Below are 12,290 nucleotides of genomic sequence, written 5' to 3' on the forward strand. Positions count from 1 at the left end.
CAATCCGGGACCGGTGCGACGAGACGCGAGAATCCCGGATTTCGCTCCGCTCCATCCGGGCTACGAAAGGATCACGCCACGCGCGGCACGGCGTCGAACCTGTTCACCACGATATCCCGCTTGGTCTCGTCCACGCGCACCGTCATGTCGAAGCGGCCGTCGTGCAGCTCTTTCGCCAGCACCTCGGAATTGCGGTGGAGCCAGGAGATACCGGCGCCGTCGGCGGCGTCGATGGAGAGGTCGAGCGTGGTGCGCTTGGCGGCTAGCCGTTCCTCGATCGCGGCGAGCAGTGCGTCGACGCCCTCCCCGGACACGGCGGAGACCAGCATCGCGGGATGATCTTCAGGCCGGCGCGCGGCGATGTTCAGCAACTCTTCGCGCTGCTCGGCATCGTAACGGTCGATCTTGTTCCAGACCTCGATGATGCGGCCGCTATCATCGGGGTTGATGCCGAGCTGGCGGAGCACGGCGTCGACGTCGCTCTGCTGCGCCTCGGCATCTTCATGGGAGATGTCGCGCACATGCAGGATGACGTCGGCCTCCAGCACCTCCTCCAGCGTGGCGCGGAAGGCGGCGACGAGCTGGGTCGGCAAATTGGAGATGAAGCCGACGGTGTCCGACAGCATCGCCTTGCCGCCATGCGGCAGGTTGAGCGCGCGCAGGGTCGGGTCGAGCGTGGCGAACAACATGTCGGCCGCCTGCACGTCGGCACGCGTCAGGCGGTTAAACAGCGTCGACTTGCCGGCATTGGTGTAGCCGACCAGCGCGACCACGCGATACGGCACGCGCTGGCGTCCGGCGCGATGTAGCCGCCGTGTCGCCTGCACCTTCTTGAGCTCGCTCTCGAGCTTGGAGATGCGCTCCTGGATCAGGCGGCGGTCGGCCTCGATCTGCGTTTCGCCCGGGCCGCCCATGAAGCCGAAGCCGCCGCGCTGGCGCTCCAGATGGGTCCATGAGCGCACCAGGCGCGAACGCTGGTAGTTGAGATGCGCGAGCTCGACCTGGAGCGAACCCTCCCTGGTCTTGGCGCGGCGGCCGAAGATTTCCAGAATGAGGCCGGTGCGGTCGAGCACCTTGGCATGCAGCTCCTTCTCGAGATTGCGCTGCTGGATCGGCGCCAGCGCGCAGTCCATCACCACGAGCTCGACGTCGAGGCTCTTGGCGAGCGCTGCGATCTCCTCGACCTTGCCCTTGCCGATATAGGTGGCGGGCCGGATCTGGCTGATCGGCGCGATGATGGCGTCGGCAATGACGAGATCGATCGCGCGTGCGAGGCCCGCAGCTTCGTCGAGCCGGGCCTCGGCGTCACGCTGAACATGATTGGGAAGGGCATGGCTTTCCGATTGCGCGTCGGCACTTCCCGCGCGCGCTCGCAAATAGGGACCGATGACAAGCACCCGCCCCGTCTGCTTAGCCCCTGCCGGCCGCGGACGGTCGGCATCCCCGTCGAAATTCCGGGGTTCCAATCAGATCACTCTCAAGCCGGCTGATCCTCGCCGCCTTCAAACAACTGGATCGGAGCACCCGGCATGATGGTCGAGATCGCGTGCTTGTAGACAAGCTGCGAATGACCGTCGCGCCGAAGCAGCAAACAGAAATTGTCGAACCAGGTCACGATACCCTGGAGCTTCACTCCGTTGACCAGAAAGATTGTCAGTGGCGTTTTGGTTTTACGAACGTGATTGAGGAAGGTGTCCTGTAGGTTTTGTGCGCGGTCTGCCGCCATTGTTTTTTTCTCGCTTTGAGTTTCTTTTTATTGCGCCGGATGCGGCCCTCTTTGTCGAGCTCGGGGCCTCCTCCGGTTGCCGCTCCTCATGAGATCCCCCTCGGAGGGAACAGCGGTTCGATTAGAGGACAGGTCGGCTTATTAGGCAAGCCGCTTCACGCGGCAGGCGATGTTCTAATGCTCCGAAAAACTACGGAAATGGATGATTTTGTTCGTTTTTCCCAAGCGCGGCGCCGCAACGTCGCGGCGCCCGGCCTGTTGTCTCGGTACGATTGCTGTATGCGGAGCGGTATCCACTTCGCTCGCGACGTCCTAGCCGACGCCGAGCGCCTTCAGCTTCCGATGCAGCGCCGACCGTTCCATGCCAACGAACTCGGCCGTTCGAGAAATATTTCCTGAAAAACGGCTGATCTGAGCAATCAAATAGTCGCGCTCGAAGACTTCGCGCGCTTCGCGCAGCGGCAAGCCCATGATGTGCTCGCCATTGTTGCTGGTCGGCATTGCCGGCACCATCGAGCCGACGTCCTGCGGCAGCATGTCGGCGGTGATGATCACCTCCGGTCCACCCGCGGCCAGAATCATGACTCTCTCAACGTTGTTGCGGAGCTGGCGCACATTGCCGGGCCAGACATGCGACTGCAGCACCGCCATCGCGTCCTGCCCGATCTGGCGCTTGGGCAGGCCGCTGCCAGCCGAGATCTGCTCCATGAAGTAGTCGATCAATTCCGGGATGTCCTCGCGACGCTCCGAGAGCGCGGGCACGCGGATCGGCACCACCGAGAGCCGGTGATAGAGATCCTCGCGGAAATGGCCGGCCGCGATCTCCTCTTCGAGATTGCGTGCGGTGGAGGAAATGATGCGCACGTCGACCTGCACCTTGGAGGTGCCGCCGACGCGCTGGAACGACTGCTCGACCAGCACGCGCAGGATCTTGTTCTGGGTCTCGCGCGGCATGTCCGCGATCTCGTCGATGAACAGCGTGCCGCCATGCGCCTCTTCGAGCGCGCCGGGCTTGCGCGGCTGCTCGCCATTGGACTGCTCGATGCCGAACAGCTCGTGCTCCATGCGCTCGGGCGTGATCGCGGCGGCATTGATCACGACGAAGGGGCCGTCGGCACGGCCCGACGCGGTATGCAGGGTGCGCGCGGTCAGCTCCTTGCCGGCGCCGGCGGGACCGACGATCAGGATGCGGCTGTTGGCCTTGGCCGCACGCTCGATGGTCTGGCGCAGCTGGTTCATGCTGGGCGAGCGTCCGACGAGCTGGCTGGCGCTCGGCGCGAGCTGCTTCAGCTCCTTGACCTCGCGCTTCAGCCGCGAGTTCTCCAGCGCACGGTTGGCGACGAGGATGAGCCGGTCGGCCTTGAACGGCTTCTCGATGAAATCATAGGCGCCGCGCTTAATCGCGGCGACGGCGGTCTCGATGTTGCCGTGGCCGGAGATCATCACGACCGGCAGGTCGGCATTGTCCTTCTTGACCTGCTCCAGCAGCTGCAAGCCGTCGAGCTTGGAGCCCTGCAGCCAGATGTCGAGGAACACCAGGTGCGGCCTGCGATTGGCGATCTCGGCGAGCGCCGAGTCGCTGTCGCGTGCGGTCCTTGTGACGAACCCCTCGTCTTCGAGAATGCCCGCAACGAGATCCCGAATATCGGCCTCGTCATCGACAATCAGAATTTCACTAGCCATGGGTCGCGCCTGTCTTCTCAGCTGCCTGTTGAGGCTTCGATTTTCGTTGAATCATTGGTCATTTCAGCCGGCTCTTTGGTTTGGGCGGCCGGCTCTTTTGTTTCCAGGCCCTTGTCGGAATCCTTCACGGATTCCTGGCCGGATTCCCTAGGGGATTCCGGGGGCGTGTCCTTGGTGTCGGGCTTGGTCGCGGGCTCGGGCGCCTGTTCGGCTCCCTGGCCCTTCGCGGGTTGGCCCGTGATCGCAAAGCGCATCCGCATCCAGGCGCCGCGCTGGCCCTCGCGGAAATCGGAGGCGTCCTTCAGCTCGATGCGCCCGCCATGGTCCTCCAGCACGCGGCCGACGATCGCCAGCCCAAGGCCGGTGCCCTTGGCGCGCGTGGTCACATAGGGTTCGAGCAGCCGCGAGCGCGCGACCTTGGGCAGGCCGATGCCGTTGTCGATGACGTCGATCAGCACGTCCTCGCCGTCGCGCGACACCACGACGTCGATGCGGCCCTTGCCACCGTCCTTGCCGAGCTCCTCCGGCGGGACCTGCTCGATCGCCTCGGTGGCGTTCTTGACGATGTTGGTGACCGCCTGCGAGATCAGCCGCCGGTCGAACTGCGCCCGGAGCGGATCCTCTTTGAATTCCGCCTCGATATCGAGCTCGGGATGGGCGACCTTCATCAGGAACACCGCCTGCCGCACCGTGTCGGCGACGTCCTCGCCCTCCATCACGGGCTTGGGCATCCGCGCGAAGCGCGAGAACTCGTCGACCATGCGCCTGATATCGTCGACCTGGCGCACGATGGTGTCGGTGCACTGATCGAAGATCTGCTTGTCCTTGGCCTCGGTGATGTCCTTGCCGAATTTGCGGCGGATGCGCTCGGCGGAGAGCTGGATCGGCGTCAGCGGGTTCTTGATCTCGTGGGCGATGCGGCGCGCCACGTCGCCCCAGGCCGAGGTGCGCTGCGCCGAGACCAGCTCGGTGATGTCGTCGAGCGTGATGATGTAGCTGTCGTGCGGCTGGTTCTTCTCGGCGCTGACGCGGACCGACAGATTGCGCTCGGCGCCGTCGCGGGTGATCGTGATCTGGCCCTGAACCAGGCGCTGGGTCCCTTCCCGCGCGGCCTTCATCATCTCGTCGAGCTCGGGCAGCACATCGGAGAGCGGATGGCCGAGCGTCTCGGCTTCGGAGTGCCCGATCAGCTTCTCGGCGGAGCGGTTGAGGATGCCGACGCTGCCCGATGTATCGACGCCGATGATGCCGGCGCTCGCCGAGGACAGCACGGCCTCGATGAAGCGGCGGCGGCTGTCGATGAGATCGCTGGCGTTGACGAGCTCGTCGCGCTGGCTGCGCAATTCCTGCGTCATCTTGTTGAAGGTCTCGCCGAGCTGGGCGAGGTCGCCTTCCGACTGGTGCACCGGCACTTTGACGTGGAGGTCGCCGGTCGAGACGGTATGGGCCGCGTTCATCAGCCGCCGGATCGGCGCCACCAGCGAGTTGGCGAAGTTCAGGCCGATCAGCACCGAGGCCATCAGAATGGTCAGCGCGATCACCGCGAACATCAGCGCGAAGGCGACCTGGATGCCGAGCCGCCGCGACTCGATCTGGGCATATTCGGCGACGCTGACCTCGGTCTGCTTGAGCTGGTTGACCACATTGGGATCGAGCGGCCGCGCGACATAGAGGAAGGTGTCGTTGAAGGCGCGCAGCCGGATCACCGCGGCGACGAAGCTCGCATCCGGCAGCACCGCGATCTCGGGCTCGTTCTCGTTGACGTTGCTGAGGAAGTCGGGGGCCGGCGGCGAATAGGCCAGCCGCATGCCGGTGTCGGCGGATTCCAGGATGTTGGTGTTCTTGTCGATGATCATCGCGCCCGGAAGATTGCGCGAGCTCGCGCTGGCGGTCAGCATCTCGCGGAACGAGCGCCGGTCCTGATCGTAGAGCGGCCTTGCATGCGCGATGTCGTTGGCCATGCCGAGAATGTCGCCGCGGATCAGCTGCGCGTGGTCTTGCATGTAGGCGCGCGCGATGTTCAGCGAGTTCTGGATGACCTCCTTGGTCGGCCCCGAAAACAGCCGGTCGAGGCCGCGCTCGAGGGTGACGTTGGCGACCACGGAGACCAGCACCGCCGGCAGCACCGCGACGATCGAGAACAGGCTGACGATCTGGACGTGGAGGCGTGCCGCCGCCCTGCCCCGCCGCCGCGCCAGGATGAGCTGCCAGAGCTCGCGGACGATGATCCCGACCAGCAGGAGGATCGTGCCGGCATTGATCAGGTAGAACGAGCGCACCACCTCCGGCGTCGGCTCGATCCGCGTCAGCCCGGTCAGGACCAGGAAGGTCAGGAGCCCCGAGAGCAGTGCCAGCGCCACGGCAAAGGGCGCCAGCCATCGTCGCGGCGACCAGCGCCGCGGCTCTTCGGCTGGGGCCGTGTCAAAGGATGCGGCCGAGGTATCTGCGCTGGTCATTCCGGCAATGGTGCTGAAAAACGGGTCCGCGGCTGGCGGAAACTGATGTATTCGTACCACATTGTTGCCGAGACACTACAGTGTCAAATAGCCACGCAATGTCAGTAGCTTAGAGAATTCAACTTCTTCTTTTAGCCATGATTTACCAAATCGGCGGCAACGGGATTCGACACTTGCCGGCCGCTCGCCGCAGCCCTTCCCGTCCTACTTCAGCGCGATGGTGATCTGGCCGATGTTGGCCGCGAGCTCCAGGCCCGCCTTCGCGCCTTGCAGCGTGAGCGTCACGCCCTTCTCGTTGCGCAGCTGGACGCCGTTGATGCCACCGACGAGGGCGAAGCCGCCGCCGACGGAACTGTAGGTCCCGGCAAAGTCGCCGACCTCGCGGATCCCCGACGCCCGTCCCTCGAACCGGCCGACGCTCGCGCCGGCGGTGATGCCAAAGCTCAACCCCGCGACCTTGAAGGGATAGTTCCGGCCGCGATAGGTCAGGACGCCGCTGCCCGCCCCGCCGCCGACCAGAAGGCCGGCCTTGACGATCTTGACGCGGACCTGGCCGCTCGCCTGCGCGAAGGCCGGCGTGGTCGGCATCGCGAGCAGGACCATCGCCACTACCGCGAAGCCGGCCGCGATCACGCCTCGCATGCGCTTCGGCTCAGGGCTTTGCGGCATCGACCTTCTTCCAGGTCTCGTCGGGATCGAACAGCGTGGTGCGCTCGGCGATGAACTCGGTGCGCTTGCCGAGATCCTTCTGATAGACGACGCCATCATGATTGACCAGGAAGGTCATGATGCCGGAATTGCCGTATTCCGCAGGCCAGGCGATCAGTGCGAAGCCTCCGATCATCTTGCCCTTGACGACGTAATTGAGCGCACCGCCCGGCGCATCGCGGCCCTGCCCCTTGAGAATGTGGAAGTAGTAGCCGTGATACGGTGCGGGGCCCACATCGCCGCCCCGGTATCCTTCCTTCGAGGCCTCCGCCACCAGCGCACCGAGCGGGCTCGGATCCTTGTCGTCGCGCCAGAACAGGCCGTCCTTCTTGCCTGGCGAGGAGACGATGCGCTGGGCATAGACGCCGGCGCCCTCGCCGCGGTCCTTGTCGGCGTATTCGTTCTGCGCGTCGACGAAGGCGAGCGCGGTCTGGATCGCGTCGAGCTCGTTACGGCCGATGCGACGGCGCAGCACTTCAATGCGGCCCTCGGCAGTGTCGAACTCCCAACCGGCCTTCGCGTTGACCAGCGGAATCGGGAACGGGAAATCATCCGGCCCCAGCATCAGCGTTGCGGTCTTGTTGCCCTCCGCCTTGATGCCGTGCTTGACGTCGTACATCGAGGTGAAGCGCGCGCGGATGTCCTTGTCGGCGATCTCGTCGCCGGAGGAGACGATGTCCTCGGCGGCTCGGCCAAGTACTTTCAGGATGTCGTCCGGACCGCTCTTGACCGCGGCCGCAAGCGCGGCGGCCGCGTCTTCCGGAGTCTTGTAGGATTGCTGCGCCTGCGACGCCGTGCCGAGCAACGTCAGTGCGACCAGGCCCGGAAAGACGGCGCGGCGAAACGATTTCAGGCCAGTCATGGCGTCACCTCCGCAGGAATTTTCGCGCCGCCAGCGAGCCAGTCGCGGTAGGTGCGGAATTTCAGGCCAAGCATGTCGTAGTGGACGCGCAGATAACCGTCGCTGCCGCGGCTCACCGCCGCCGGCATCACACTTTCGACCTCCTGCGCCATGACGCCGACATAGGCCTTGTCGCTGCCGATATAGCTAAAGCGATAGTAGCCGAGGCCGTTGGAGAGATGACCAAGCAGAGCAATGTCGTGCTTCAGCGCGATGTCGGAACGCCGGCCGCCACCGCCGCCACCTCGCCCACCGCCTCCGCCGAAGCCGCCGCCACCGCCGCCACGCATTGCCATTCCGCCACCGCCGCCGCGACCGGCCATGGCCGCTCCGCCGCCACCGCGCGGCATGCTCGCCATGCTGGAGCGTCCGCGCGCCGAGGCCGCGGCCGCCGACCGGCCCGAGGAGACGTTCATCGCGCCGCCGCGGTTGCCGCCGCCGCCACGGTTGGCGGCAGCACCGCCGCCGGCACGGTTCGCAGCCTTGGCGCGGTCACCACCGCCCTTTGCACGATCACCGCCACCCTTGGCCCGATCACCGCCGCCCTTGGCGCGATCTGCCGCACCTGCGCGATCGCCACCACCGGGACGGTCGCCGCGATTGCCCGCGCGGTCGCCTGCACGATCTCCCGCTCGATCTCCTGCACGGTCACCCGGGCCGCCACGATCACCGGCGCGGTCGCCCGCGCGATCACCCGCACGGTCTCCAGCACCTTGGCTCGGCTTCAGCACCTGGTTGCCGTCACGGCCGCGGAAGTCCATCCGGTCGGACGCGCCGGCCCTGACGTTGTTGTTGCCGAAGCGGTTCTGAACGTTGGTGTTGTTGTAGCGCACGCCGCCGCGATGCGCCGGATTGTGCTGCCAGCCATTGCCGATGTTGGTGGTGCGATGATTGACGTAGACGTTGCGGTTGCCCCAGTTGCAGCCGCCGCCCCAGTAATTGCCCCAGCGTCCGATTGCCCAGGCCGTGCCGAAAGCAAGGCCTGCCGCAACGACTCCCGCGCCGATATAGGACGGATAGCCCCAGTAATATGGCGGATATTCCGCATAGGGCCAGCTGCCATAGACCGTCGCCGGATCGTAATACGGCACATACATCTCCGCGGGATTGGCCTGCTGGATCACGACGACCTGCTTGCCCTCCTGCGACTGGACGCTGACCTTCTGCTGCTTGGTGGTGGTGAGCTTCTTGTTGTCGTAGGCCTTGTTGCGCAGGCGCTGGATCGCATCCATCACGTCGGGCTGCTGGGCGAGAAAGGCATCGCCGAGCTTCTTGGTCCATTCGAGCTGGTCGCTCATCATGGTCAGGACGTCGGCGGTGCTGGCGAGCGCCTTGATGCTGTCGTCCCAGCCCTGCTTTTCCACCTCGGTCCGCAGCGCATCGCCCTTCAGCGTCTTGCGCTCCTTCAGCCAGCGGTCGGCCTGCACGACCTCGAGCGGATAGGTCGAGGCGGCCAGCACGTTGGCGAGCAGCTCATCGGGATAGAGCGCGATCGGCGCGACCAGGGCTTCGAGCTGCTCCGGCTTCAACAGCTCTGCGGCAGGCGCTGGTGCCGGTGCCGGCGGAGAAGCCGGCTGGGCCTGCGTGCTCGGCGTCGCCGGTTTGTCGGCCGTTTGCGCGATTGCCGCCACCGGCAGCGCCAGCATCAGCGCAACCGCCATCAGGGTTTTCCTGCAGCGAGACATTCGACCCTCCATTCCAGCTTTCCGACCGCGAAGATCGGGGCCGCGGCATGGGCATTCGTTGATCGAGATCAACGAAACGGAGGGCTGCGCATCTGTTGCAACGCGAGACCATGGGCTCACTCGATCAGCTCGGCCTCGATCAGAAAGCGGCCCGGGACGGTCAGCCCGAGCGCATGGACGGTCTTCATGTTGATCACGAGCTCGAACGTGCTGGCGAACTGCACCGGCAATGTACGGATGTCCGCTCCGCGCAGGATGCGGTCGACGTAACCGGCGCCATCGCGAAACTGCTGGGTCAGATCGGCACCATACGACATCAGGCCGCCATTGGCGGCGTAGAACCGGACCGCGAAGATGGCAGGCACACGGCGCTGCGCCAGCAGCGAGATCGTCATCGCGCTCTGTGCGCCGAAGAAGCCGCCGTCCGGCAGCACGACAAGGCCTGCGCCGTTGCGCGCCGCCGCGTCGATGACCCCCGCGATGTCGGCCGCGCTCCGAACGCTCGCCCCCGCGACCTTCATGCCGAGACGGTTCTCCATCTGGTGCGCGGCCTCGATGTAGAACGGCGCATAGGGCGCGGAGTCCGGATTGAACAGGACCGCGGCGCTCGTCATGCCCGGCACCATCTCCTTGAGCAGGCTGAGCCACTTCCCGCTCATCGAGTGCTCGTAGAGCGAGAAGCCCGTCAGATTGCCGCTCGGCCGCGCCAGATTGGCGACGAGACCGGTCCCGACGGGATCGGAGAGCCCGACGAAGACGATCGGAATCCGCTGCGTCGCATCCCGCAGCGCCCGGGTCGTGCCCGTGCTGGTCGCAAACAGGACGTCCGGCGCGGTGGCGACGAGCTCGAGCGCCTCCAGTCTTTGCCGCGCCGGATCGGGGCCGGGCCAGCGAATCTCGAGCCGATAGTTCTGATTGGCGACCCAGCCGCGATCGGCCAGTCCCTGCTGGAACGCAGCGACCCGCATCTGGGCACCGGAATCGCCCGGAATATTGCCGGTCAGGACGCCCACCGACGGCATCGACTGCCACGCCGGCCTTTCCTGCCCACGCACCGAGACTGGAAACGCAGCCGCAGCGCCCAGCAGAGCCATGAACTCACGGCGCTTCATGATTGAACCACTCATCCCCACCATGCCCGCGCCCAGCCCGGCCATGACGCAAGTGCGAAGAAAACGGCTCCGGCGGGCGGAGGTTTGATCAAGATCAATGTACCGGTGTCAGCCAATGAGGGGCAGCCTGATCGTGAACAGGGCACCGCCCCATGGCTGGTTCTCGGCGGCGATCGTGCCGTGATGGGCCTCGACGATGGTTCGTGCGATCGCAAGCCCCATCCCCATGCCCTCCGGCTTGGTCGTGAAGAACGGATTGAAGACGCTGCCGAGATCGGCGGAGGCGATGCCCGGGCCGGTATCGGCGATCCGGATCTCGGCCTGGTGGCCGGCACGAACGGTCGACACGCTGACCTCACGCTTCTTCATGTCGCCGTCCGAGACGGCATCCATCGCATTGATGATCAGGTTCAGCACGACCTGCTGAAGCTGCACGGGGTCGCCCCGGACATGGAGATTCACGAGCGCGGGCGTATAGGCCAGCGTGATGCGGCGACCATCGGCAAGCGCCCGCACCAGGCCGATCGCCTCCCGCACGGTGTCGTTGAGCTCGATGTCCCTGACCTCGAACGGCGTCTTCTTCAGCACGCTGCGCAGCCTGCGGATCACCTCGCTCGCCCGCTGATCGTCGCGTCTGATGTCGGCGAGGATGTGCCGGATCTCGTCCATGTCGGGCGAGGCCCCTCTCAGCATGAGCTCGGCCGTCTCGGTGTTGGTCAGGATCGAGCCGAGCGGCTGGTTCAGTTCATGCGCGATCGACGTGGTCAGCTCGCCGACGGCCGAGTACCGGTTCACATGAGCGAGCTCCGCCAGCCGCTGGCGGGATTCCACCTCGGCGAGCCGGCGGTGGCGGCGCTCGTGCAGCAGTCCGCTGATGAGTCCGGCCTGCACCAGGAACACGGCCGCGATCATCAGCATCTGCCAGCGAAAGCGCTCCCAGATGTTCGGCTCGCGAAACAGGATCTCGCTGCCGGCAGGCAACCTGCTCTCGCTGATGCCCCAGCGCTGTAATTCCCGCCAGTCATATCTCGGCGCCGAGAAACCGAGCGGCTCGTAATTGATGCTCGAAGGTTTCTCGCCTCCGAGAACGCGGATCGCGACGCTGACGGTCCTCGCGCTGGTTTCCGCAACCGAATGCATCGGCCCACCGACGGTGTTGCCCCCGAAGAACGGGTCCTGGTAGGAAAAGATCGGCGCGTTCGCGACCGCATGCAGGCTGCGGAGGGCAATGTCGCTCTCGTGGACGATCCCGGCCGCGTCGACCGACATCAGGCCCCAGAACAGCACCGTGTGCGGCGGAAGCTTCGCGGCGCGCTTCAATATCTCCTCGAACGACAGGTCCGAAAACCAGACGAGCTCCAGTCGCTCGTCCAGGGGTTTGAGCTCTCGCTTCACCTCATCGAGCCAGTACCTCTCGAGCGGCGAGGCGCCGATCACGATCGCGACCTTCCTGGTGTCAGGCAGCAGCTGAAGGATGTTGCCGAACGCGGCCATGAAGTCGTTGCGGATCGCGACGACGGCGTCGTTGTCGGTGAGGTCGGCACGATTGACCAGCCGGCTCTCGACCGCGGCAAGAACGAGCGGCGTGTCGGGGAATAGTTTGGCGCGGTATCTCTGCGCAAACCGCGCAGCGGGCGCGCCGATGCTCAACACGATGTCGGGCAACGCCCCCTGGTAGAGCGATTGCAGATATTCGACGAAGGGCGCCTCGGGGCCGGGATTGTTGAATCGTGCCGTGAGCAGCGCGTGCTCCTGGATGTCCAGCGGCCACGGCGATTGCTGCTCGAGCCCGGACTTGATGGCACGCGCGTACTCGCTCCACGGCCGAAACTCGCGGCCGAAGGAATGCAGCACGAGGACGCGCTTGAGCTCTCCGCGCCGGCTCCGCTCGACGGCTCCGGCCGGCCCGAGCGTTAGGCACATGGCGGCGAACAGGGTCAAGCACAGCAGTGCGGCCGTGGCTGGCCACGGCCTGACCGTGTCAGAGGACATTCGCCCACTCAACTCCAATCCCTGCAG

At 65.6% G+C, this 12,290-nt stretch carries 9 protein-coding genes; all 9 read right to left on the reverse strand.

The genetic code is table 11. From position 1 onward, the window contains the following. Positions 1–71: 71 nt before the first annotated feature. Positions 72–1,466, reverse strand: coding sequence for a GTPase HflX (hflX, locus tag JQ617_RS07290; protein ID WP_212025519.1), 1,395 nt, complete (start codon positions 1,464–1,466; stop codon positions 72–74). An 11-nt stretch (positions 1,467–1,477) separates the two neighbouring features. Then, positions 1,478–1,726 carry an RNA chaperone Hfq gene (gene hfq / locus JQ617_RS07295; RefSeq protein WP_007591126.1) on the reverse strand — a complete coding sequence of 83 codons (249 nt, stop codon included), beginning with the start codon at positions 1,724–1,726 and terminating at the stop codon, positions 1,478–1,480. Positions 1,727–2,038: 312 nt separating this feature from the next. Further along, positions 2,039–3,409 (reverse strand): nitrogen assimilation response regulator NtrX, encoded by a 1,371-nt coding sequence (gene ntrX, locus JQ617_RS07300; RefSeq protein WP_063683535.1) that lies wholly within the window; start codon positions 3,407–3,409, stop codon positions 2,039–2,041. Positions 3,410–3,426: 17 nt separating this feature from the next. Further along, the gene (locus JQ617_RS07305; protein WP_212025521.1) at positions 3,427–5,865 is read right to left on the reverse strand and encodes a sensor histidine kinase NtrY-like; all 2,439 of its coding nucleotides are present in this window, start codon (positions 5,863–5,865) and stop codon (positions 3,427–3,429) included. Positions 5,866–6,069: 204 nt separating this feature from the next. Continuing rightward, the gene (locus JQ617_RS07310) at positions 6,070–6,534 is read right to left on the reverse strand and encodes a hypothetical protein (protein ID WP_212025523.1); all 465 of its coding nucleotides are present in this window, start codon (positions 6,532–6,534) and stop codon (positions 6,070–6,072) included. Continuing rightward, positions 6,518–7,435: a DUF2950 domain-containing protein gene (locus JQ617_RS07315; RefSeq protein WP_212025524.1), complete on the reverse strand. Its 918-nt coding sequence runs from the start codon at positions 7,433–7,435 to the stop codon at positions 6,518–6,520. The genes JQ617_RS07310 and JQ617_RS07315 overlap by 17 nt, the downstream gene beginning before the upstream one ends. Further along, a complete protein-coding gene (locus tag JQ617_RS07320; RefSeq protein WP_212025526.1) occupies positions 7,432–9,159 on the reverse strand; it encodes a DUF3300 domain-containing protein in 1,728 nt (575 codons plus the stop codon). Before JQ617_RS07320 ends, JQ617_RS07315 begins: the two co-directional genes overlap by 4 nt. A gap of 116 nt (positions 9,160–9,275) precedes the next feature. Further along, entirely contained in the window at positions 9,276–10,271 is a 996-nt protein-coding gene (locus JQ617_RS07325; protein WP_212025528.1) for an ABC transporter substrate-binding protein, read from the reverse strand. A 108-nt stretch (positions 10,272–10,379) separates the two neighbouring features. Beyond that, a complete protein-coding gene (locus tag JQ617_RS07330; RefSeq protein WP_212025530.1) occupies positions 10,380–12,263 on the reverse strand; it encodes a sensor histidine kinase in 1,884 nt (627 codons plus the stop codon). Between the last annotated feature and the right edge of the window lie 27 nt (positions 12,264–12,290).

It is taken from the genome of Bradyrhizobium sp. KB893862 SZCCT0404 (genome assembly GCF_018130885.1).
Classification (GTDB): Bacteria; Pseudomonadota; Alphaproteobacteria; order Rhizobiales; family Xanthobacteraceae; genus Bradyrhizobium; species Bradyrhizobium stylosanthis.